The following is a 21,781-nucleotide window of genomic DNA, read 5'->3' as shown; positions in this document are numbered from 1 at the left end:
CTACTTGCCATTTCGGCAATAGTGTAGGAAAGAGAAAAACCGATTTGGTTAGGGAAGCTTCTTTGTCAGACCTTCGTTTTCGCTCAGGCGCGGCACCGGGCCACTCCCCCTCCCGGCCTCCCACAGGGTACACTTATTGGGAGGCCGGGAGGGGGAGTGGGCCGGTGCCGCGATTTCCCGATAGGGAAGGTCTGACAAAAGATTCCGGAAACCTTTGTCACCCGTCCGACAGACTCTGAGAAGCGGAGAGACTTGACCCAATGATCACCGCCATCCGCGAAATCCGCAAAGCCAAGGGGCTGACCCTGCAGCAGGTCGCCGATCGCTGCGAACCGCCGACGACGGCCCAGACAATCGGCCGGCTGGAGACGGGCACACGCACGGTATCCGTCGACTGGCTGAACCGGATCGCAAAGGCGCTCGATGTCGAAGCCGGCGATCTCGTCACCCTGCCCGAACAGCCCGATCTGCCAGTGGCCGCCATATTAGGCGCGCAAGGCGTCGAAGCGCCGGCGCATATGACGCGGCTGACGCCGCCCCGCCCCGGTGGAGGAACGGTCGCGGTACAGGTGGAGGCAGGTGTCGGAGATTATCGCGCCGGCGACGAGCTATGGTGCGAGCGGATCGCTCCGGACGAATATGCCGGCGCGCTCAACCGCGATGTGCTCGTGCCCCGGCCCGCCGGGCGTTTCCTGTTCGGCCGGCTGATCGGACGCGAAGGCGAGCGAATTCAGATATTGCCGCTCGGCGCGGGCGGCCGGCAGCAGATCGTGAACGATCCGGCATGGATTGGCGTGGCGACCCGGCTCGTGCGAGCCCTCTAGGTCACGCCTTTTGCGAGGTCCGGTGCGCCGTCAGGCGTTGAACAGCATCAGAGCGAGTAGCGCGAAACCGACAGCGACGGCCTGAAGCAGGACGCGGCCTTGCATGGCCTTGTTCTGCGCTCGCGCGCCTTCGCTCGGCCCGTCGCCGGCCAAATCCTCCTTGGTCGTTGCGAGAAAGGCGACGATGCCGCGCACGAAAAAATAGACGGTGCCGCCAATGGCGGCAAAGACGAGCAAAAGCGTAAACCAGAACATGATTGTAATTTCGGTATTCCCGCTACCGCCTGCACCATGACCCATGGTGCATGTCGCCCGGCCCGCGCATCGCTTGCAGCCTGTTCGCCAAGACGCCTATAAACGATCCGGGAGGAAAGAGAGTGCAAGAGCAAGGGAAAGAGGCCGACGCGCCGGTTCCCCTGGAACCCGATCCGGAGCTGATGACGCTGATCGACAACAGCCCTGTCGCATCGGTGATCAGCAATCCCCGGCTGCCCGACAATCCGATCGTCGCCGTGAACGAGAAGTTCATGGAGCTCACCGGTTACGATCGTGACGAGATTATTGGCCGCAATTGCCGCTTTCTCGCCGGGCCGGGTACCGAACCCTGGCTGACCGAGGAAATCCGCCGCGGCGTACGCGAAAAGACCTCTGTGCTCGTCGAGATCCTGAACTACAAAAAGGACGGCACGCCATTCCGCAACGCGGTGCTGGTCGCGCCGATTTACAATCAACAGGACGAACTCGACTATTTCCTCGGTTCGCAGGTCGAAATTCCGGACGGCGCCGCCAATATCTCCACCGCGCGGCGCACGAGCGCGGTCGAGGCGGTGAAAAACCTCTCCGAGCGACAACGCCAGGTGCTGCAATTTGCGGCCAAGGGCCTGCTAAACAAGCAGATCGCCTATGAGCTCGGCGTCACCGAACGGACGGTAAAAATGCATCGCGCGCTCGTCATGGAACGGCTTAACGTCCAAACCGCCGCCGACATGATCCGGGTCGCCGTGGAAGCCGGACTTTAGCCGCGCGCAAACGGAGAACCCGTCGTATGTCCCAAGGGACATGTAGGCGAATCGGCGGCGAAAGAGGATACCAACGATCGTTGCGGTGACTGGCGCTTTTGACTCTGCCACCCTCCCTAACTTGGCTCTGTCCTCCCCAGTGCCGTCATCGCAACATTCTGATCCGATGGAGAGATGGTCCGCTATGTCCCGCCGCAGCGAAAGCATGAAATCTATCGGCGCGGACAATGCGATCGGCATTCGCAGTCTCATCGCCCGCAAGAACGAGAAGCAGAAGCGTCTGCCGCGCTTTTTCTTCAGCAAACGCGGACATATGAATCTCCGCCGCGATGCGTCGCAGCATCGCCGCTTCGCCTATCTCTACGAAGATATGTTGACCTGATGCGTGACGGTCGATCGCACCGCCCCCTCGGTCATGTCTGAAAACGCCCGCACGATAGTGATTTTCGGCGCCGGCGGCACGACTGGCGCGGCCACGGTTGCGATGGCCCGCGATCGCGGTTTGACGGTCCGCGCCGTCGAGCATGAATGGCCGCTCGACGCGCCTGATGGCGAGGCGGTCTCCCACCATAGCGCCGATGTCATGGACGACGATCTTGCCCCGCTCGTCGATAGCGCGGATGCAGTGATCTCTGCGATCGGGCTCAGCATGTCGGTGCGCACTGTCGCCAATCCGCCGCCGCTTTACACGAAAGGCACCGCGAACATCGTGCAGGCGATGCAGAAGACCGGCGTGCGCCGTCTGGCCGTGATTTCGGCGACTTTCGTCGAAGACGCCGATGCCGGGCCGCTCTGGTTCCGCGTCACCGCCATGCCGGCGCTCGCCAATATCTATGCGCAGATGGCACGGATGGAGGCGGAGCTGGCCCGGGCGGAGGGCATCGACTGGACGGCGGCGCGGCCCGGATGGCTCTTGGATCGACCCTATACCGGCGACTATCAGGTGACCGATGAAAAGATCACGCATGGCCTGCTCAGGACGCGCCACGCCGACCTCGCCGATTTCCTGCTGCGCTGCGTGACCGAAGACCTGCATATCGGCGAAACCCCGGCCATCGCGCGTCGCGAGTCCGAGCTCGACGAGAGCCCGCTCGCGCTCAAAAACGAACTGGTCTGATGCAAGCGGCGCGGGCCGCGCGCCAGAAGAGGGCCCTCTGCCCGTCTAACTATCTGAAATTGCGGGAAATGGTGGGCGCTGACAGGCTCGAACTGCCGACCCTCTCGGTGTAAACGAGATGCTCTACCAACTGAGCTAAGCGCCCGCACCAAATGTGCGCCATGCGCCCTGCCAAATCCCGGCGCGCCGCGCAAGCGGAAGATTGCGCCGTGCCGCGATTATCCCGACAGCAAGTCGCCCTTTTGCCGAGCCGCGGCGAACCATCTTTCCAGCGCATGCGCGGCTTCGTCCGACAGTTCGATGAAGACGCGGCGGCCGTCCCGTGGGTCCGATCGGCGCACGAACAGGCCACGATCGGTCATCGTCCGGATCCAGCGCAGTGCCGTTGTCGGCGGAACCGCCGCGGCGATGCACAGGCTCGACACGGCAACCTGACGTCCTTCCAGCCGCGCCGCCATGAGATCGAGCAGCATGTCCCAGGCCGGGTCCGCGAACAGCTCGCGATCGAAGAAGCGTTCGCGCAACCGCCGCATGCGGATCATCGTCCGGATATCGTCCGCCCGCAGCGCCTCGGCCCGCACCGGCTCGGCATGGAAAGCGTGCGGCGCTTCGGCGAGGCGATGATCGTCACCATTGGGCTGGGCGCGTTCATCATGCGACAGTTCTGCAAGCGCGCGGGCAATGCGCCCCGCCTCCTCGCTCAGCCGCCGCAATCGCGCATCGTCGCGCTCGCTGTTGATATCGTGAAACGCGTCCCGCCTGTTCGCCAGCATCAGGCCTAGCGCCGCCGCCTGATCGATCGCCTTGGGCGCGCAGAGCATCGCGATATCGCCATGGGCGATCTGGGCATCGACGATATCGACCAACTCGATCGGTACGGAGATCACGCTGCGATGCCGGCCGGCGCGGGCATTGCCCTCGATCGCCGCCAGCAAGCCATCCAGCATACGCCCATGATCTTCCGACAGATCGACAAGCGCCACGTCAAGCGCAATCTGTTCGCCCATCCGCTCGACAGCGTTTTCCGGTTCGGCCACGCAGACGACGCGCCCGCCAACCGCATCGACGGCGTTCCGACACCGCGCCTGCCCGGCCGGATTGTCCGCGACGATCAGTATCGCAGCGGGCTCCCCCGTGTTCCGCTCGCCGCTCACCGGTTGCGTCATGGCCACTATCTCCGTTCTGCCTATGTTCGCTATATTCGCGCCAAAGCGGACCGAGAAGCCCGGAATGCATCCGTAACGGGGACTACACAGAGCTGGTTTTCAGGTCACTTCGCAGGCGGATTTGGCTCAAGCTTAGGAAAAGCAGTCATTCCATATCTCTGCGCGCGACACGGCAATCCATCCATATCGGAGTCAAAATGGTGGGATCGCGGCCTAAGGCGGCTATTCCGCCGCGAGTATCCAGTCCAGCGCGGCATCGGCGTGCAGCGACGTCGTATCGAATATTGGCAGAACGTTGCTGTTGGTTTTCACGACCATGACGAGCTCGGTGCATCCGAGCACGACGGCCTCGTTTCCGGCTTTCTCCAGATTGGTGATGAAGGTTTTCATCGTGCGCTTCGATTCGACCGGCGCCTCGCCCATTACGAGTTCGTCGAATATGATCCGGTCGATCTCGGCCATACGCTCCGGGTCCGGAATGGCGAGATCGATGCCATGTTCCCGGAGCCGGTCGCGCAGGAAACCCTCGCTCATCGTGAAACGCGTTCCGAACAGAGCGGCACGGCTGATATTCTCGGCGCGCATCGCGGCCGCCGTCACATCTCCGATATGCAGAACGGGAATATCGACCGCATCGGTCAGATAGCCATATAGCTTGTGCATCGTGTTCGAGCAGAGGACGAGGCCCTCGGCGCCGGCATGCTGCAATCGTTGCGCGCTTTCCGCGAGCTGATTTCCCAGCATATCCCAATCGCCGCGATTCTGGGCCTCGGCAATCGGCTCGAAGTCCAGGCTTTCGATCAGCAGATGCGCGCTGTGCCGTCCGCCCAGCCGCTGGCGGACACCGCGATTGATCTTTTCATAATAGATGGCGGTCGAGGCCCAGCTCATCCCGCCGATCAGGCCCAGTGTACGCATACCGAAATCCTTCTTCGTCGGGTCGCCATGGCGACACAACGGCGCATATCCGCAAACGTTCCCTTTTGCGGCACGATTATCGAATTGGGATTAGCCCAGGCTCTTGTTGATTTCCTCGACCATCTTCTTGGCGTCCGACAGCAGCATCATGGTGTTGTCGTTATAGAAGACCTCGTTATCGACGCCGGCATAGCCGACCCCGCCCATCGAGCGCTTGATGAAGAAGACGGTCTTCGCCTTGTCCACGTCGAACACCGGCATGCCATAGATAGGTGAGCTGGAATCCGTCTTCGCGGCCGGGTTTACGACGTCATTGGCGCCGATGATAAAGGCGACATCGGCTTGGCTGAACTCGCTGTTGATGTCTTCGAGCTCGAACACCTCGTCATAGGGCACATTCGCTTCGGCGAGCAGCACATTCATATGGCCAGGCATACGGCCCGCAACCGGGTGGATCGCATATTTGACCGAAACGCCCTCTTCCTTGAGCAGGTCCGCCATCTCCCGCACGACATGCTGGGCCTGGGCAACCGCCATACCGTAACCCGGGATGATGATGATCTTCTCGGCCTGTTTCATCAGGAAGGCCGCGTCGTCCGCCGAGCCGGCCTTCCACGGCCGCTCGACCCGCTCGCCCTTGTCACCGCCCCCGCCGCCATCAGAGCCGAAGCCGCCCGCAATCACAGACAGGAATTTCCGGTTCATCGCCCGGCACATGATGTAACTCAGGATCGCGCCCGAAGAACCGACAAGCGCGCCGGTAATGATCATCGCCGTATTGCCGAGCGTGAAGCCCATCGCGGCGGCCGCCCAGCCTGAATAGCTGTTGAGCATCGAGACGACGACCGGCATGTCAGCCCCGCCGATCGGGATGATCAGCAGGAAGCCAACGGCGAAAGCGAGGATCGTGATCGTCCAGAACAGCCAAGGTGTATCGACGCGCGGCGAACCGACGAAATAGAAATAGACGATCAGTCCAAGAATTACGGCTATCGTACCGAGATTGATGACATGGCGGGCCGGCAGCAGGATCGGCGCACCCGACATATTGCCGTTCAATTTGGCGAAAGCGATGACCGAGCCGCTAAACGTAATCGCGCCGATCGCCGCGCCCAGCCCCATTTCGACCCGGGTAATCGGCAACAACACGCCGGCCGCATCCGCAATCCCAAACGCTCCGGGATTGAGATAAGCAGCCGCGGCCACCAGCACAGCCGCCATACCGACAAGACTGTGGAAACCCGCCACAAGCTGCGGCATCGCCGTCATCGCAATGCGCCGCGCGACGACGAAGCCGATGCTGCCGCCGATTGCGATGGCGATGGCGATCTCGACAAGACCGGCAACCTCATGTGTGACGAGCGTCGTCGCCACGGCGATCACCATGCCGATCATGCCGAAACGGTTGCCCGCCCGGCTAGTTTCGGGCGACGAAAGACCGCGCAGCGCGAGAATGAACAACACGCCGGCGGCGAGATAGGCGAGCGCTACCCAGGCCGGTACATCCTCGCCGATCGTGGCGGCATGGGCCGGGCTAGAGATCGCCAGCAACGGCAGCGCGCCGGCGAGACCGGCGGCAGTACGAAGAAGCGTTTTCACTATTTGCGCTCCTTCTTCTTATACATTGCAAGCATGCGCTCGGTGACGGCGAAACCGCCAAAGATGTTGACTGAGGCGAGGACGACACCGGCCAGACCCAGCCATTTGGCTGCCTCGGCGTCCGCAGCCCCACCAGCAGCCGCAGCAATCAGTGCGCCAACGATGATCACGGACGAAATCGCGTTGGTGACGCTCATCAGCGGCGTATGCAAAGCCGGCGTCACCGACCAGACCACATAATAACCGACGAAACAGGCCAGCACGAAAGTCGAGAGGATTGAGATAAAGTCCATGGTAAGCCCCTAATTCGCCGTTAGCCGTTCGTTGACGACTTCGCCGCCGCGGGTCAGCGTTACGCCCTGCACGATCTCGTCATCTTCGGGGAGAACCGGCTTCTTCGCCTCCTCGTCCCAGAAAGCGCTGAGGAAATTGTAGAGATTGCGCGCGAACAGCGCCGAGGCGTCGGCGGCCAATCTGCCCGGCACGTTGCGGTGACCGACAATCTTCACGCCGTGCTTCTTGACAACCTCACCGGCAACTGCGCCCTCGACATTGCCGCTCTGCTCGACCGCGAGATCGACGATCACGCTGCCCGGCCGCATCGTCGCGATCTGCGCGTCCGAAATCAGCCGCGGCGCGGGCTTGCCCGGGATCAGCGCGGTGGTGATGACCACGTCCTGCTTGGCGATGTGCGAAGAGACCAGTTCGGCCTGCGCCTTTTGATATTCCTCTGACATCTCAGTCGCGTAACCGCCCGTGCCCTCGCCTTCGATGCCCTCGACATCTTCAACGAAAATCGGTTTCGCGCCGAGACTTTCGATCTGCTCCTTCGTCGCCGCCCGAACATCGGTCGCAGACACTTGCGCGCCCAGCCGGCGGGCAGTCGCGATCGCCTGGAGTCCGGCGACGCCGACACCCATCACGAAGCAGCGTGCGGCGGATACCGTTCCCGCAGCCGTCATCATCATCGGAAAGGCGCGGCCATATTCTGCGCAGGCATCGAGCACCGCCTTGTATCCGGCGAGATTCGACTGGCTGGAGAGAATATCCATCGACTGCGCGCGCGTTATCCGCGGCATGAATTCCATGGCGAGAGCGTCCACGCCGGCCTTGGCATAGGCATCAACGCGTTCGCGTTCCCCGAACGGATTCAAGCTGCCGATCAGCCAGACGCCCGATTTGGCGCCGCTCAGGTCGGCAGGATCGGGACCGCGAATACAGAAGATTGCATCGGCATCGGCGATGGCCGAGCTGCGACCGGCAATTGTCGCGCCCGCTTCGGTATAGTCGGCATCGGCGATACCGGCATCGTCGCCAGCGCCCTGCTCGACGGCCATTTCGGCACCGAGATCTATGAATTTCTTAACCGTTTCGGGTGTTGCGGATACGCGCGGTTCGAGCGGATCGGATTCCTTAAGGACAGCGATTTTCAATAGCTTCGCCCCCGATTACGTAACGGCAATGACGGCTGCGATCGTCGCAATGGCCGACAGGATCGTTCCCCATTTCAGCAGCCCCAGAAAGCCTGAATAGGTGCTGTTATGGGCCTTATAGTCCATATCGGGATGGCCATTTTCCTCAGTCATTTATTACCCCTGCGCATTATCGGTAATTGCTCGTGACCCGTGTCTAACCACCGGAACTGCGCGCCTCAAGCGATTTTCGGCATCATTTTTCTGTTGCGGGCGAAAGTCTGGCTGTGCGCCCTCCTTAAGCTGGTTTTTACTCCACTCGCTCTATGGGTGTGGGCTGAATGCGATACGGGGTTTCGAATGCCGACTGACCGGCCGAAAACATTGCTGCTTGTCGACGATGAGCCGGCCCAGGGGCGGCTCATCGCGGCGATAGCCACGCGCACCGGCTGGAAGAGCCTGCGTGCAGAATCGGGCAAGGATGCGATGCTCCTGCTCGATTCGCCGGACGGTAAGACCGTGGATGCGGTCCTCATCGATTATTGGGCGCCGAGCTCCGGCGATGTCGACTTGATCCGCCAAGTCGCCGAGCTCCGGCCGGAACTGCCGATTCTCGTCATCACGGCACAGTCCAAAGTATCGATTGCCGTCGAAGCCATGCGTGCCGGCGCGACCGATTTTCTCGCCAAGCCGATTGCACCGGAGCGGTTGGTCGCCGCGCTCGATGCCGCCACGGAAGGGCAGACCCATCGCGGCGAGCTGCGCCCGCTCAGCGAAAAGGTGTCGCAAACCCTGCCCTTCGACGAGATTGTCGGGTCCGCACCCGAGTTTCGCGCGGCGCTCGCCATCGCCGCCAAAGCGGCGCGGTCCCGCGTTCCCGTACTCATCGATGGCGAGCCGGGCGTGGGCAAGGAAGTGTTCGCGCGCGCCATCCACGCCGCCAGTCCGCGATCGAAGCGCCCGCTCTACACGCTCAATTGCGGCGCCACCGCCGCGAACCTGATCGAGTCCGAACTGTTCGGCCATGAAAAGGGCGCGTTTGCCGGTGCGTTCGAGAAACATGTCGGCAAGCTTGCCGAGGCCGACGGCGCCACGCTGTTCATCGACGAAATCGCGGCCTTGCCGCCGGACGTGCAGGCGAAGCTCGCCCGAACGCTCGAAACAGGTATCATCCGTCCGATCGGCGCCGCGCGCGGGTTCGAAGTTGATGTCCGGCTGATCAGCGGCGCGAATAGTGACCTGCTCGAGCAGGTCGGCGCCGGCAATTTCCGCGAAGACCTTTATTACCGTCTCAACATAGTGGGCCTGACGATCCCGCCGCTGCGCAAACGCTCGGGCGACGTGCCGCCACTCGCCCGGCATCTGTTGGCGCGGATCGCCGGTCAGCCGGGCATGCGTGCGCTCGGCATTACCGACGATGCGCTCGCTATCCTCATGCGCTATGACTGGCCGGGCAATGTCCGCCAGCTGCAGGACACACTGTTCCGCGCCGCGATCGAATGCCAGGGCGCGGCGCTCACATCCGCCGATTTCCCGGAAATCGCGGAGCTTGTCCGCCAATCCGAAACGCAGGGCAATGGCAACACGTCGAGCGTCCACGCCTTTGCCGACGGGCCGGGCGTAGCGCTGTATGAACCGGACGGCAATCTGCGCCCGCTTTCGGATATTGAAGCTGATGTGATCCGCCTTGCCATCGGCCATTATCGCGGCCGGATGACCGAAGTCGCCCGCCGCCTCGGCATCGGCCGCTCGACGCTCTACCGCAAACTATCCGAACTGGGTATCGACAGCGCCGCTTAGTGCGTCGCCGCTTGCCGGTTTTGCCTTCTGTTCAGTAGCTTGAGCGAGGGTCTTCCAGCACCGGGCTGCTAGGTGCGGGCGATTTTACTTTCACGCGTTTGTTACGTTTCTTATATCTGCTTTGGTACTCGCGGCGCTGTTTGGTGACTTCATAGAGCACGATTCCGGATGACGTCCCTAAATTCAGACTTTCGATCATCCCATACATTGGAATGTTCACACACAGCTCGCTGCGCTCAACCGCAAGGTCGCTAATCCCGATGGCTTCGCTACCGAACCATACCGCTAGTTTAGCATGCTTCGTGTAATCGCCCTCATGCAGCACAACATTCTCCCGGCTCTTAATGTGCGGCGAGGTCACGATTGACACAAAATTGTTCTTTTCGAGATGCGCGAGGCACTCACCTGTACTGTCAAATCGCTTCACGAAACTCCACTTGATTGCGGACACGGATGTCTTGGACAGTGACCTTGTTTCGCGCATTTCCTGCCAATCATCGGGTAGAGCTTTTCGAGGATCGACAATATAGACCTTCTCGACGCCTAAGGCGTTTACGTTTCGAACCACTGTTCCGATATTCTTGATATCACTCGGATTTTCAAGAACTGCGATGAGATTCTTGCAGCGATAAGGCTTGATTTGATCAGCACGCTGCCGGGCCGAACTCTTTTGCTGGATTTCCTCGTCAGCACTCACGCTTGTATTCCTCTCAACGGCAATTCGTTCGAGTTTATACCTATAAGCCATGTCGATTGCGATGCGCCACTTACACTGAGCCGCACAAGGGCAGTTAGGTAATAGGTACTAGCGCAGCGTCCCGCAAACCACGCCACACATGGAGCGCCTGTACGCTTTCGGGCACATCGTGGACCCGCAGTAGCTGCACACCCTGCACCGCGCCGAGCGTCACCAGTGCAACCGAACCACCGAGCCGATCCTCGACCGCCGCTTCGTTCGACAGCGCGCCGACAAAGCGTTTGCGGCTCGCGCCGAGCATGATCGGGCAGCCAAGGCCGTGGAAAAGGCTGAGGCCGTTGATGAGCGCCAGATTGTGCTGCACGGCCTTGCCAAACCCGATGCCCGGATCGACGACGATCCGCTCGCGCTCGATCCCCGCCGCCTCCAGCGCCACTATCCGGTCTTCGAGCCAGTCGTAGACCTCGACGAGCGGATCGCGATATTCGGGATCGGCGTGCAGTTCGTTCCCCTTCCCGGCATGGTGCATGATGATCGCCGGACAGTCTGCATTTGCGACGAGCTCAAGCGCGCGGTCGTCGTAGCGCAACGCGCTGACATCGTTGACAATCGCAGCGCCCGCGGCCAGCGCCGCCTCCATCACGGCGGCTTTGCGCGTGTCGATCGAAATCGCCACGCCTGAGGCCGCCAGCTTCTCGATCACGGGTACGACCCGCGCGATCTCATCGCCTTCCCAGACATCCTCGGCGCCCGGGCGGGTCGATTCTCCGCCGACATCGATCAGCGCCGCGCCTTTGGTGCTCATCGCGAAACCGGCATCGGCCGCGCCCTGTGGATCGTCGCTATACTGGCCGCCATCGGAAAAACTGTCCGGCGTGACGTTGAGTATGCCCGCGATCCGCGGCTCATCGAACCGCAGGACGCGCTCGCCCAGTTCGAACGCCGCGCGCGGTGCCGTGACCCGCGCGATCGTCTCCCGCGCGCGCTCCGCCTGTTCGTCCGACAGCGTGGCGAGAAAATCGCCCATGCCATCAATGGTCACAAGGTGCGGCGCAAGACGCTGGCCGCCCTCAACAGCGATGACTTCAAATGCGCTAAACCAGAGCAGTCCGCCCGCAAGCCGTTCGACCTGGCCGTTCAGATCGAACGGCGCATCGACGAAACCGGTCGGACGAAAATAGAGACTGGCGCTCGGCGGAATATCGGTCATGCCTGCTCCTTAGCCGAGCGGAGAGGGAAAGCCACCTGATGACGGAAACTCAGGGAAAATGGGCGAGCCGATATTCGGCGCGCAGATCGTCGATCGACTTCAGCCCATCGTCCGTTTCGAAATGCCAGAAGGTCCAGCCGTTGCAGGACGGTGCACCCTGGAGCAGCGCGCCGAGCTTGTGGATCGACCCCTCTTTGCCGTTCTTGGTGACGAGCGAGCCGTCGACACGGACCTCGGCCTTCCAGCGCCGTTTTGTGTCCATCAGGATCGTGCCGGGCTTCAACATCCCGGTTTCGATCAGTGACCCGAACGGGACCTTGGGCTGGGCAGCATTGGATTTCATGATGGTGAGCGCGGACTCGTCGAGCGGCAGCGCGGCGTCGATCCGCTCGCGCGCCACGCGGCAATAGCGTTTCTCGCGTTCGATACCGAGCCATTTGCGGCCCAGGCGGCGCGCCACAGCGCCCGTCGTGCCCGTGCCGAAAAAGGGATCGAGCACGACATCGCCCGGCTTCGTGCTGGCGAGCATCACGCGATAGAGCAAAGCTTCGGGCTTTTGCGTCGGATGCGCTTTCTTGCCGCCATCCTTGAGTCGTTCCTGCCCCGCGCAGATCGGTATCAGCCAATCCGATCGCATCTGCAGTTCGTCATTGAGCGACTTCATGGTTTTATAGTTGAACATATATTTCGCCTTCTCGCTTTTGGATGCCCAGATCATCGTTTCATGGGCGTTGGTAAAGCGCGTCCCGCGAAAGTTCGGCATCGGATTGGCCTTGCGCCAGACGATATCGTTGAGGATCCAATAGCCTTCATCCTGCAAGGCAGCACCGACCCGGAAGATATTGTGATAGCTGCCGATTACCCAAAGCGTGCCGTTCGGTTTCAGGATACGCCGCGCCTCTTTGAGCCAAGCGCGAGTGAAGGCGTCATAGGCGCCAAAACTGTCGAACTTGTCCCAATCGTCATCGACCGCATCGACCTGGCTGCCTTCCGGCCGATAGAGGTCGCCGCCAAGTTGCAGATTGTAAGGCGGGTCGGCGAAGATCATGTCGATACAGGCATCCGGCAGGGTCGCCATCGCCGAAACGCAATCGTCCTGCAGGATGCGATCCGTCTCGACAGCAACGGGTTTTTTTCGCCGCGCCGCTTTGGTCGTTTTCGTCGTCTCGACTTGCCCTGCAACCGCCATTCGCCATGCCCCTTGCGCAAAGAGACCGGAGCCTGAGTCAGCGCGGCTCCCGGGTCAAGGGCGGTATGGTCGCGAAACAAAATGGAAATATGGTTAACGAAGCGGGAACGAAATGAGTCCGCTACCAGATATGGCCCGTCCGAGGGCGAAATGGACTCAAGATGCTGGGGTGTGGCGGGAAAGACTCAAAGGTCGAGCAATGCCTGCGCAACCGGTCCGAAGCTGCGGCGGTGCAGATCGCATGGGCCGTGAGCGCGCAGCGCGTCGAGATGCACCCTGGTCGGATATCCTTTGTTGCTCGCCCAGCCATAGTGCGGATGGTCCTGGGCGGCCGCGCGCATGATCCGGTCGCGCTCCTCCTTGGCGATAATCGATGCGGCCGAAATGCAGGGGTGCAGAGCATCGCCACCGATCACCGCTTCGGCTGAATAGCCCCAGTCCGGCAGGCGGTTACCGTCGACAAGAACGCGATCCGGAACGGTATCCAGCGCGTCCACCGCCCGCCGCATCGCGACCAATGTCGCCTGCAGAATATTGATGCGATCGATCTCGTCCGGTTCGGCAACACCGACACCGACACGGCATCGTTCGCGGATCAGCGCTTCCAACTCGGACCGGCGGCGCGGGGTGAGCTTTTTGCTATCGTCGAGCCCGTCGATACCGCCCTTACAGAGAATGACGGCCGCGGCGACAACCGGCCCAGCCAAAGGCCCCCTGCCCGCTTCGTCGACGCCGGCGACGATCTGCGTCACGGCCAGAACTCGCCCATTCTTGCAAAGCCGAGCGGGCCATTACCTTTGCCGAGACCCGGGGGCGCTTTCAGCGCCGCGCGGACGAAACCGCGCGCCTGGCTGATCGCGTCGATGGGCGCCATGCCTTGGCCAAGGCCGGTCGCAAGCGCGCTCGACAGGGTGCAGCCCGTGCCATGGCTGTGCGCGGTATCGATGCGGCTCGCCTTCCAGCGATCGACTTTGCCATCCGGCTGCACGAAAATATCAGTGACGAGATCGCCCTCGAGATGCCCGCCCTTGGCGAGAATCATGCAGTCGGCATCGCGCGCCAGCCTGCGGGCTTCGCGCTCCATCTCATAAGCCGAGGCGAGCCGCGACGATGTCAGACGCGCCAGTTCCGGCAGGTTCGGCGTCGTAATCGTCGCCACGCGCATCAGCGCATGAAAACCAGCAATCGTCGCTTCGTCCGCCAGGGTCGAGCCGCTCGTGGCCACCATGACCGGATCGAACACGATCGGCACGTCGATATCGGGCAGTTTCGCGGTCAGCGCGGCCACCAACTCGCTGGCACCGAGCATGCCAATCTTGATCGCGTCGATCCCGATATCGCTCACCACGGAGTCGATCTGGGCCAGAACCAGATCAGGGCTGACCGGCTCGACAGCCTGCACGCCCAGCGTGTTCTGGGCCGTTATCGCCGTGACCGCCGTCATGGCATGGCCCCCGAGCAGCGTAATCGTCTTAACATCGGCCTGGATGCCCGCGCCGCCGCCGCTATCCGATCCCGCTATGGCGAGAATACGGGCCGGCTTCGTCATGCGTTTGCCTTATACTTCCGGTCTGCCGACGTCGGAAAGCGCGCGCGCAATGCCGTCGCGCGCGCCGTGCGCTGCTTCAGACCGACGCTGCAACGCTCGCTATCAGGCCGCAATTCGAGCATCAGGCGGCTGCCTCGACGGCAGCGCAAATATCGTCGACGACGGACTCGATAAGATCCTTATCCTCGCCCTCCGCCATGACTCGGATTAATGGCTCCGTACCCGATTTGCGGATCAGCACGCGGCCGCTTTCGTCAAGCCGCGCCTCGCCCTCCGCGATCGCGGCCTTTACAGGCTCCGCTTCGAGCGGATCGCGGCCATCGTACCGCACATTTTTCAGGAGCTGCGGATAGGGGTCGAACAGGTGGAGCAATTCGCTCGCCGGTTTTCCGCTCGTCACGAGCGCGGCCAGAATCTGAAGCCCCGCGATCAGGCCGTCGCCGGTCGTCGCATAGTCGGTCAGGATGAGATGGCCGGATTGCTCGCCGCCGACATTGCAGCCCTTGGCCCGCATCATCTCCAACACATAGCGATCGCCGACCTTCGCTCGCTCCAGCGCGATCCCCTCGCCATCGAGAAATTTCTCAAGGCCCATATTGGACATCACCGTGGCGACGATCGCATCGCCTTCCAGCTTACCGCGCTTTTTCCAGTCGCTCGCGATCAGCGCCATTAGCTGGTCGCCATCGACAATCTTACCTTTCTCGTCGACCACGATCAGCCGGTCGGCATCCCCATCCAGCGCCAGCCCGATCGCCGCGCCCTCCTCGACGACCGTCCGGCAGAGTTCCTCTGGATAAGTCGAACCGCAATTGTCGTTGATATTCGTGCCGTTAGGCGTGACGCCGAGCGTCACAACTTCCGCGCCCAGTTCCCAGAGCGCAGAGGGGGCGACCTGATAGGCGGCACCATTCGCGCAATCGATTACGATCTTCAGCCCGTCGAGTCGCAACCTCGGCGGAAACGTCCGCTTCGCATCGTTGATATAGCGTCCGCGCGCATCTTCTACCCGCCGCGCGCGCCCGATATTTTCGGCCGATACGACCTTTGGCGGATTTTCAAGCAATGTCTCGATGGCCGCTTCGGCCGTATCCGAGAGCTTGAATCCATCCGGCCCGAACAGCTTGATACCGTTATCGACATAGGGGTTGTGGCTCGCCGAGATCATGACGCCGAGATCGGCGCGCATGCTCTTCACCAGCATCGCAACCGCCGGCGTCGGCATCGGCCCGACCATGATGACGTCCATTCCGACGCTCGTGAATCCGGCTACCAGCGCCGATTCCATCATATAGCCCGAAAGCCGCGTATCCTTGCCGATCACAACCCGGTGCCGATGGTCTCCGCGTAGGAAATGCGCGCCCGCCGCCTGGCCGACCCGCATGGCGATATCGGCGGTCATGGGCGGCGTGTTGGTGAGCCCCCGAATGCCATCAGTGCCGAAATAGCTGCGCGTCACGATATGCGTTCCCAAAAATGATTTCGCTTGTGCCTTCCCTAGCCGCCGCCCATGATCGTGTGAAGCGCGGGGACGAACAGGCGGGGACATTCCGGAATGATTGCATGGCTCGAGACGGCGCTGGCCGATCTCAACGCACTGGTTTTCACCAAAGTCCCGATCTTTGGCGTCGACGTCACGCTGATCGTCATCTGGCTCGCGCTGCCGATGCTCATCTTCACCATCTGGCTCGGCTTCATCAATATCCGCGCCTTCCCCTATGCGCTGCGGATATTGGCGAAGCCCGGGCACAATATCGACGCGCCGGGGCAAATCAGCCAGTTCGGCGCACTGACGACGGCGCTTTCGGGAACTGTCGGTCTCGGCAATATTGCGGGCGTTGCTGTCGCAATCGCGACGGGCGGCCCGGGCGCGGCTTTCTGGATGTTCGTCATCGGCTTTTTCGCGATGACGCTGAAATGCGTCGAGGTGACGCTCGGCCACAAATATCGGGTGGTGAACGATAACGGCACGATCCGCGGCGGCCCGATGTATGCGCTGAAGAACGGGTTGGCGGCGCGGGGCTGGCCGAGAATCGGCCTGATATTGGGCGGCATCTACGCCTTCTTCGCGCTGGGCGGCGCGATCCCGCTGGTCCAGGTCAATCAGAGTTTCGCGCAGGTCGAGAACGTCACCGGCTTCACCAGCGGCGCCGGATATGGCGCGATCCTCGCTGTGCTGGTCGGGCTCGTCGTGATCGGCGGTGTACGCTGGCTCGCCCGGGTTACATCGGTTCTCGTGCCTGGCATGGCGGCCATCTATCTGATCGGCGTATTCGCCATCATCTTTATGAATTTCGGCGAACTGCCCAACGCCATCGCTATAATCGTCGGCGATGCGTTCAGCGGGGAGGCGGCGGCTGGCGGCGTCCTCGGCGCGTTCGTCGTCGGCATGCAGCGCGCGGTCTATTCGAGCGAGGCCGGTGTTGGTTCGGCGGTCATCGCCCATGCGCAGGCGCGCACGCACGAGCCGGCATCGGAAGGCCTGGTCGCGCTGCTCGAACCCTTTATCGACACCGTGATCGTCTGCTCGCTCGGCGCCATCGCCATCGTGCTCGCCGGTACCTATCAAAGCGGGCTCGACGATATTTCGATCACGTCGGCCGCCTTCGCGCAGATTTCGGGCTGGTTCCCGGTACTGCTCGCCATCGCCGTCTTCCTGTTTGCCTATTCTACGCTCTGCGCCTGGGGATTTTACGGTTTGCAAGCATGGGGATATCTTGTGGGCGAAGGCCCGATCCGGAGCATGACGTATAAAATTCTCTACGTCCTGATGCTGCCCATCGGCTCGATCCTACCCGTGCAGGCCGTGTTCGATCTCGTCGACAGCGCCTTTTTCCTCATGGCAATTCCCAACGTGATCGCCATCTATATCTTCGGGCCGGAGATCAAACGCGAGATCACCGGCTATCTGGAACGCCACCGCGCGGCAAAAGAGGAGACCGCACCATGAAGACCCGAACGCTCGGCAAAGACCTGACCATATCGGCGCTCGGCTTGGGCTGCATGCCGATGGCCGGCATCGGCAAGGGCATGTACGGCATGGCCGACGAGACGGAATCGATCGCAACGATCCACCGGGCGATCGATCTGGGCGTGACCTTTTTCGACACCGCCGAAGTCTATGGCCCGCACAAGAATGAGGAACTGCTCGGCCGGGCGATCAAGGGCAAACGCGATGGCCTGGTCATTGCCACCAAGTTCGGCTTCGCCTTCGACGAGACCGGTTTTCGCGGCGTCGATAGTTCGCCCGAGAATGTCCGCAAGGCGTGCGAGGGTTCGCTTATGCGGCTCGGGATCGAAACCATCGATCTCTATTATCAGCACCGCGTCGACCCGAACGTGCCGATCGAGGAGACGGTGGGCGCGATGGCCCGGCTCGTCGAAGAGGGTAAGGTGCGTTATCTCGGCCTTTCCGAAGCCGGTCTTGAGACGATCCGTAAGGCCGCAGCGACTCATCCGATCGCCGCGCTGCAATCGGAATATTCGCTCTGGGAGCGCGATATCGAAGCGGAAATCCTGCCGCTATGCCGCGAACTCGATATCGGTTTCGTGCCCTATTCGCCGCTCGGCCGCGGTTTCCTGACGGGACAGGTAACCTCGCGCGACGATCTGCCAGAGGGCGATTATCGGTTGAACGATCCGCGCTACAGCGAAGAGAATTTCGCGAAGAATATGAAAATCGTAGACGTGGTGAAAATGATCGCCGACGCGCATGGCATCTCGCCCGCACAGATCGCGCTCGCTTGGCTACTCCATCAGGGCGACGATATCGTGCCGATCCCGGGATCGAAACGGCGCGTGACGCTGGAGGATTCGATGGCGGCAGCGGACGTATCGCTAAGTGATGAGGATCTCGCGAAACTCGATGAAGCCGCGCCGGCCGGGCAAACGGCAGGCCCGCGCTATCACGAGCCAATGATGAAGATGGTGCGTATCTAGCCGGTCCAGGCGATCGGGCCGACCGGCATCGCGTGCAGCCAACTCGCGCCGAACCAGAGTAGCCCACCGAAGACCAGCGGTACGACGCCGGGCCATGCGGCACGCAGCGGCACCCGGCCGTCGATAATCGCGCCGAACGGCATGAAGGAGGTCCGCGATTCCCAGCCGCGCCAGGCATCGCCCATCAGCCGTTCTTTCTTCCGGTCCTGCCCCATCGAGCCGAAGAAGGTGAGTATCAGGATGCCCGTGGCGATCACGAGGTTCACGGGACTGCCGCTGAGCGCAATATGCGTGACCGCCCAGACGATGAACGCCCAGTTCATCGGGTGCCGGGTGATCGCGAAAACCCCGGTCACTGGCCGTACGGGCCGCGATTTCGCCGTCGGATCGGGAAAGGCCGGGTTACCGAGAAAGGACCCAGCGAGCAGGATCATCGATATCAGCATCAGGATCGGCGCGCCCCAATCGAAAAACCATGGTGGTGCGATCCAATAGGCCGGCATTGGCGGGACGGACCGTGCGGCCCAGACCATCCAACCCAGGCTGGCCGCCGCGATCAGCGAATAGACGCCCATAAAGACGGTCTCGCCGAGACGTGCGACCATCGGCGCGCGCAGCGGGTGCGACAACAGAAAATGGAAGCCGACAAAGGCTATGGTGGCGACTATCAGCTGTGTCAGCGGGTCCATCGCACTCCTACCATTCATATGCCTGTGGCAATTGCCGTTCTTCGATCGATAGATAGCGATCGCGCAACCGCGTCTGCCGCGAGGTCAAAGGCTGCTCGACGCCGTCGATCAACATCATATCGACATTGGACGTCACCTCAAGCGGGTCGCCGTCCCAGATCACGACATCGGCACGGCGGCCCGGCCGGAGTGAACCTATCTCGCCGCCGAGCCCCATAATCTCAGCCGGATAGGAGCTGATCGCCGCGAAGGCCTCGCCCCAGCTCAGGCCCGTAGCGCCCGGGACATTATTCAGTGCCACGAGGTTGCCCGCATATTGCGCCGAATAACGGATCTGATGTGCGTCATTATCGTCGATCATGCCGATCGCGACCTGCACGCCGGCCGCGCGCATCCGCCCGATATTGGATTGCGTTGCGGCCAATTGCTCGAATTGCGCGGGAAGGTCGTTGAGCGCGGATGCGATTACCGGCACGCCAGCCGCCGCGATCTCATTGGCGACCGTCCAACCTTCGCTGACGCCAACGAGTATCAGGTTCAACCGCGGATAGTTTGCCCGCAAACTGATAACGTTCAGGATATCGCGCGCCTGTTCGACATGGACGATGAGCGGCACGCGCCCTTGCACGACCGGTACAAGCGCCGACGCATCGACGCGGTTCAACAGCGCATCACTCGTCTGGCCGCCATAAGCATTCGGGTTCGCCGCATAGCGGCGAGCCTGATCGAGCGCGTTGCGGACCATCGCGAAACTGGCCGCGCGGCTGCCGCCCGCCCGCGCTGCGCCGCGCTCGCCCAATTCCACGAACTGGAAGGCGCGCGGGCGCATCACGGCGTCCATATCCGCGCCAAGATCGATGATTGCGCCCTGCCCGCCAAAGATGCTGTTGCTCGTACCGGGGGCGACGACGGCGCGCGTTATCCCGCCGGTCCGGTTCGTAGCGATTGCTGCCGAGCGCGGATTGACGGCCGGGGCGATGTCGAGCCCCGCCGAGAAATCCGACCCCGCGGCCACAGTGTCGTTCGTCGGGGCAACGGCGTCGACTTCTACAAGTCCAAGCCGGGTAAACCCGCCCACAATGCCAGGCGACACCCATTTGCCGGTAGCGTCGACAATCTCTGCGCCGGACGGGACCACAACATTGGCGCCCGCCGCCACGACACGGCCATTCCTGACGACCACCGTACCGCCCGGTATCGGTTCAGAACCATCGCCAATGACCAGCGTACCTCCGGTGACCGCCACCGTCTGCGCAGATGCGGGAAGCGCGATCAAAAAAGCTGCGACGAGCGCGATAAGCTTTTTCATCGCACGCTCCCCTCGCCCGGCTGGCCGAGCTCAAAATCGGATATCGGGCGCAGCTGCGGATTGTTCATATCGTAGAGCAAGGCGCCGTCGATCCAGACCATTTGCGGTCGCGAATAGACGCTGAACGGATCGCCGTTCCACAGCACGATATCGGCGCGCTTGCCCGCGACGAGGCTACCGGTTTCGTCGGCGATGCCGAGTGCGCGCGCCGGATTGATCGCCAGCCATTGCCAGGCTTCGGCATCGCTGATCTCGATCCCCGCCCGCCGGCCATCGGCGAGCGCCTTTGCCGCCTCTTGATTCAGCCTTTGTATCTGGTTCTGATCGTCCGAATGCACAATCGCGCAGGCGCCCCCGTTGTGGACCATCGGCACATTTTCGAAGACCGTATCATAGGCCTCCATCTTGAAGCCCCACCAGTCCGCCCACATTGCCGCGCAGATATCATTCTCTCGCAGCAGGTCCGGAATTTTGTAGGCTTCTACGGCATGATGGAAGGTCGAAATCGTATAGCCAAACTCGCGCGCCATATCGATCATGATCGCCATCTCGTCGGCGCGATAGCAGTGGTTATGGACCAGAATTTCGCCATCCATGACACCGGCCAGTGTCTCATGCCGCAAATTGCGCGCCGGGCGGTTGCCGCCATTCTCCCGGTAACTGCGCCATTGGTTGCGATAACGCTCAGCGTCGATCCACGCCTGCCGCGCAACGGCGATATTGGCCATCCGGCTGGCCGGCGTCCGGTTTCGGCTCCCATAAACACGCTTCGGATTCTCGCCACACGCCATCTTCAGGCCATAGGGCGCACCAGGGAATTTCATCTCCTGCATTGTGCGCGACGGCACGTTGCGCAGCGTGACCGTGCGACCACCGAACAGGTTAGCTGAACCGGGCAGGACATTGAGCGTCGTTACCCCGCCATTGGCGAGCGCGCGGCTGAAGCCCGGGTCTTGCGGCCAGATGCTGTGCTCGGTCCAGACGTTCGCGGTGTTGGGGCCGGTAATCTCGTTGCCGTCCTGATGCGCGGCGACGCTTGGGCTCGGATAGTTGCCGAGATGGCTGTGAATATCGATAATGCCCGGCGTCACCCAGAGCCCGGTACCATCGATCACGGTCGCGCCTTCCGGCACATCCAGCGTCTGGCCGATCGCCTGGATTCGCCCATCGGCAAAATAGACCATGCCGTTATCGATCTGGCCGCCCTCGCCATCATAGATCGTCGCGCCGCGAATAACGGTCGGTACGCCCGGATAGGGCTGATAGGTCGACGGAAAAGGATCGGGGTCGAAAACGCTTATCATGCTGCGATCCGGCGCAGCAGGAACACCACTCGCGCTTTCA

The 21,781-nt window shown here is 62.0% G+C and carries 23 protein-coding genes and 1 tRNA gene; 7 read left to right on the top strand and 17 right to left on the bottom strand.

The annotated features are described in order from the left end of the window. Positions 1-260 precede the first annotated feature (260 nt). Positions 261-824 carry a helix-turn-helix transcriptional regulator gene (locus Q0974_RS05890; protein WP_299323718.1) on the top strand — a complete coding sequence of 188 codons (564 nt, stop codon included), beginning with the start codon at positions 261-263 and terminating at the stop codon, positions 822-824. 30 nt (positions 825-854) lie between these two features. Here the strand turns inward: Q0974_RS05890 and Q0974_RS05885 are convergent, their stop codons facing one another. Further along, on the bottom strand, positions 855-1,079 hold the full coding sequence (locus Q0974_RS05885) for an HIG1 domain-containing protein (RefSeq protein ID WP_299323717.1): 225 nt from the start codon (positions 1,077-1,079) through the stop codon (positions 855-857). A gap of 182 nt (positions 1,080-1,261) precedes the next feature. Here Q0974_RS05885 and Q0974_RS05880 point away from each other — a divergent pair, with 182 nt between their 5' ends. From Q0974_RS05880 to Q0974_RS05870, 3 genes are all read left to right on the top strand, one after another. Then, complete coding sequence (locus Q0974_RS05880) at positions 1,262-1,843, top strand: LuxR C-terminal-related transcriptional regulator (RefSeq protein ID WP_299323743.1); 582 nt, start codon at positions 1,262-1,264, stop codon at positions 1,841-1,843. A gap of 205 nt (positions 1,844-2,048) precedes the next feature. Next, complete coding sequence (locus Q0974_RS05875; protein ID WP_299323715.1) at positions 2,049-2,225, top strand: hypothetical protein; 177 nt, start codon at positions 2,049-2,051, stop codon at positions 2,223-2,225. Between the two features lie 3 nt (positions 2,226-2,228). Beyond that, positions 2,229-2,960 (top strand): NAD(P)-dependent oxidoreductase, encoded by a 732-nt coding sequence (locus Q0974_RS05870; protein ID WP_299323713.1) that lies wholly within the window; start codon positions 2,229-2,231, stop codon positions 2,958-2,960. Positions 2,961-3,029: 69 nt separating this feature from the next. Here the strand turns inward: Q0974_RS05870 and Q0974_RS05865 are convergent. From Q0974_RS05865 to Q0974_RS05835, 7 genes are all read right to left on the bottom strand, one after another. Then, a tRNA-Val gene (locus Q0974_RS05865) sits at positions 3,030-3,105 on the bottom strand. Positions 3,106-3,178: 73 nt separating this feature from the next. Further along, complete coding sequence (locus Q0974_RS05860; protein ID WP_299323711.1) at positions 3,179-4,126, bottom strand: winged helix DNA-binding protein; 948 nt, start codon at positions 4,124-4,126, stop codon at positions 3,179-3,181. Between the two features lie 222 nt (positions 4,127-4,348). Next, a complete protein-coding gene (locus Q0974_RS05855; protein ID WP_299323708.1) occupies positions 4,349-5,044 on the bottom strand; it encodes an amino acid racemase in 696 nt (231 codons plus the stop codon). 90 nt (positions 5,045-5,134) lie between these two features. Beyond that, positions 5,135-6,559, bottom strand: a complete 1,425-nt coding sequence (locus Q0974_RS05850) for an NAD(P)(+) transhydrogenase (Re/Si-specific) subunit beta (RefSeq protein ID WP_299323740.1) — start codon at positions 6,557-6,559, stop codon at positions 5,135-5,137. Positions 6,560-6,642: 83 nt separating this feature from the next. Next, entirely contained in the window at positions 6,643-6,936 is a 294-nt protein-coding gene (locus tag Q0974_RS05845) for an NAD(P) transhydrogenase subunit alpha (RefSeq protein WP_299323705.1), read from the bottom strand. 9 nt (positions 6,937-6,945) lie between these two features. Then, a complete protein-coding gene (locus tag Q0974_RS05840; RefSeq protein WP_299323702.1) occupies positions 6,946-8,076 on the bottom strand; it encodes a Re/Si-specific NAD(P)(+) transhydrogenase subunit alpha in 1,131 nt (376 codons plus the stop codon). Positions 8,077-8,091: 15 nt separating this feature from the next. Then, on the bottom strand, positions 8,092-8,229 hold the full coding sequence (locus Q0974_RS05835) for an aa3-type cytochrome c oxidase subunit IV (RefSeq protein ID WP_299323699.1): 138 nt from the start codon (positions 8,227-8,229) through the stop codon (positions 8,092-8,094). A 186-nt stretch (positions 8,230-8,415) separates the two neighbouring features. Here Q0974_RS05835 and Q0974_RS05830 point away from each other — a divergent pair, with 186 nt between their 5' ends. Then, positions 8,416-9,855, top strand: a complete 1,440-nt coding sequence (locus Q0974_RS05830; protein ID WP_299323697.1) for a sigma-54 dependent transcriptional regulator — start codon at positions 8,416-8,418, stop codon at positions 9,853-9,855. 31 nt (positions 9,856-9,886) lie between these two features. On the opposite strand, the gene Q0974_RS05825 is transcribed toward Q0974_RS05830, so the two are convergent. The 6 genes from Q0974_RS05825 to glmM form a co-directional block, all read right to left on the bottom strand. Then, entirely contained in the window at positions 9,887-10,552 is a 666-nt protein-coding gene (locus Q0974_RS05825) for an RNA methyltransferase (RefSeq protein WP_299323693.1), read from the bottom strand. Positions 10,553-10,646: 94 nt separating this feature from the next. Further along, positions 10,647-11,762, bottom strand: coding sequence for a dihydropteroate synthase (gene folP / locus Q0974_RS05820; RefSeq protein WP_299323691.1), 1,116 nt, complete (start codon positions 11,760-11,762; stop codon positions 10,647-10,649). Positions 11,763-11,811: 49 nt separating this feature from the next. Further along, positions 11,812-12,951: a site-specific DNA-methyltransferase gene (locus Q0974_RS05815; protein ID WP_299323688.1), complete on the bottom strand. Its 1,140-nt coding sequence runs from the start codon at positions 12,949-12,951 to the stop codon at positions 11,812-11,814. A 185-nt stretch (positions 12,952-13,136) separates the two neighbouring features. Continuing rightward, a complete protein-coding gene (locus Q0974_RS05810; RefSeq protein WP_299323738.1) occupies positions 13,137-13,709 on the bottom strand; it encodes a ribonuclease HII in 573 nt (190 codons plus the stop codon). Beyond that, complete coding sequence (gene thiD, locus Q0974_RS05805; protein WP_299323687.1) at positions 13,700-14,500, bottom strand: bifunctional hydroxymethylpyrimidine kinase/phosphomethylpyrimidine kinase; 801 nt, start codon at positions 14,498-14,500, stop codon at positions 13,700-13,702. The genes Q0974_RS05810 and thiD overlap by 10 nt, the downstream gene beginning before the upstream one ends. Positions 14,501-14,621: 121 nt before the next feature. Next, a complete protein-coding gene (glmM, locus tag Q0974_RS05800; RefSeq protein WP_299323735.1) occupies positions 14,622-15,959 on the bottom strand; it encodes a phosphoglucosamine mutase in 1,338 nt (445 codons plus the stop codon). A gap of 96 nt (positions 15,960-16,055) precedes the next feature. On the opposite strand from glmM, the gene Q0974_RS05795 reads away from it, so the two are divergent. Next, on the top strand, positions 16,056-17,450 hold the full coding sequence (locus Q0974_RS05795) for a sodium:alanine symporter family protein (protein ID WP_299323685.1): 1,395 nt from the start codon (positions 16,056-16,058) through the stop codon (positions 17,448-17,450). Next, positions 17,447-18,439: an aldo/keto reductase gene (locus tag Q0974_RS05790; protein WP_299323684.1), complete on the top strand. Its 993-nt coding sequence runs from the start codon at positions 17,447-17,449 to the stop codon at positions 18,437-18,439. Before Q0974_RS05795 ends, Q0974_RS05790 begins: the two co-directional genes overlap by 4 nt. Here the strand turns inward: Q0974_RS05790 and Q0974_RS05785 are convergent. The 3 genes from Q0974_RS05785 to Q0974_RS05775 are packed head-to-tail and all read right to left on the bottom strand — an operon-like array spanning position 18,436 to position 21,741. Beyond that, positions 18,436-19,128 (bottom strand): NnrU family protein, encoded by a 693-nt coding sequence (locus Q0974_RS05785; protein ID WP_299323682.1) that lies wholly within the window; start codon positions 19,126-19,128, stop codon positions 18,436-18,438. The genes Q0974_RS05790 and Q0974_RS05785 overlap by 4 nt on opposite strands. A gap of 7 nt (positions 19,129-19,135) precedes the next feature. Beyond that, entirely contained in the window at positions 19,136-20,437 is a 1,302-nt protein-coding gene (locus tag Q0974_RS05780) for an amidohydrolase family protein (RefSeq protein ID WP_299323680.1), read from the bottom strand. Beyond that, positions 20,434-21,741: an amidohydrolase gene (locus Q0974_RS05775; RefSeq protein ID WP_366943577.1), complete on the bottom strand. Its 1,308-nt coding sequence runs from the start codon at positions 21,739-21,741 to the stop codon at positions 20,434-20,436. The genes Q0974_RS05780 and Q0974_RS05775 overlap by 4 nt, the downstream gene beginning before the upstream one ends. Between the last annotated feature and the right edge of the window lie 40 nt (positions 21,742-21,781).

It is taken from the genome of Parasphingopyxis sp., from assembly GCF_028279465.1.
GTDB lineage: Bacteria > Pseudomonadota > Alphaproteobacteria > Sphingomonadales > Sphingomonadaceae > Parasphingopyxis.
Note: the sequence above shows the minus strand (reverse complement) of the source record. Positions and strands in the feature narration are given on the sequence as shown.

Excerpts from the sequence above, each read along its gene's own strand:
- Q0974_RS05815 (WP_299323688.1), bottom strand. The coding sequence starts at position 12,951 with ATGGCGGTTGCAGGGCAAGTCGAGACGACGAAAACGACCAAAGCGGCG.
- Q0974_RS05885 (WP_299323717.1), bottom strand. The coding sequence starts at position 1,079 with ATGTTCTGGTTTACGCTTTTGCTCGTCTTTGCCGCCATTGGCGGCACC.
- Q0974_RS05795 (WP_299323685.1), top strand. The coding sequence starts at position 16,056 with ATGATTGCATGGCTCGAGACGGCGCTGGCCGATCTCAACGCACTGGTT.
- Q0974_RS05775 (WP_366943577.1), bottom strand. The coding sequence starts at position 21,741 with ATGATAAGCGTTTTCGACCCCGATCCTTTTCCGTCGACCTATCAGCCC.
- Q0974_RS05785 (WP_299323682.1), bottom strand. The coding sequence starts at position 19,128 with ATGGACCCGCTGACACAGCTGATAGTCGCCACCATAGCCTTTGTCGGC.
- Q0974_RS05875 (WP_299323715.1), top strand. The coding sequence starts at position 2,049 with ATGAAATCTATCGGCGCGGACAATGCGATCGGCATTCGCAGTCTCATC.
- Q0974_RS05890 (WP_299323718.1), top strand. The coding sequence starts at position 261 with ATGATCACCGCCATCCGCGAAATCCGCAAAGCCAAGGGGCTGACCCTG.
- folP (WP_299323691.1), bottom strand. The coding sequence starts at position 11,762 with ATGACCGATATTCCGCCGAGCGCCAGTCTCTATTTTCGTCCGACCGGT.
- Q0974_RS05860 (WP_299323711.1), bottom strand. The coding sequence starts at position 4,126 with ATGACGCAACCGGTGAGCGGCGAGCGGAACACGGGGGAGCCCGCTGCG.
- Q0974_RS05780 (WP_299323680.1), bottom strand. The coding sequence starts at position 20,437 with ATGAAAAAGCTTATCGCGCTCGTCGCAGCTTTTTTGATCGCGCTTCCC.
- Q0974_RS05790 (WP_299323684.1), top strand. The coding sequence starts at position 17,447 with ATGAAGACCCGAACGCTCGGCAAAGACCTGACCATATCGGCGCTCGGC.
- Q0974_RS05835 (WP_299323699.1), bottom strand. The coding sequence starts at position 8,229 with ATGACTGAGGAAAATGGCCATCCCGATATGGACTATAAGGCCCATAAC.
- Q0974_RS05855 (WP_299323708.1), bottom strand. The coding sequence starts at position 5,044 with ATGCGTACACTGGGCCTGATCGGCGGGATGAGCTGGGCCTCGACCGCC.
- Q0974_RS05880 (WP_299323743.1), top strand. The coding sequence starts at position 1,262 with ATGACGCTGATCGACAACAGCCCTGTCGCATCGGTGATCAGCAATCCC.
- Q0974_RS05830 (WP_299323697.1), top strand. The coding sequence starts at position 8,416 with ATGCCGACTGACCGGCCGAAAACATTGCTGCTTGTCGACGATGAGCCG.
- thiD (WP_299323687.1), bottom strand. The coding sequence starts at position 14,500 with ATGACGAAGCCGGCCCGTATTCTCGCCATAGCGGGATCGGATAGCGGC.
- Q0974_RS05845 (WP_299323705.1), bottom strand. The coding sequence starts at position 6,936 with ATGGACTTTATCTCAATCCTCTCGACTTTCGTGCTGGCCTGTTTCGTC.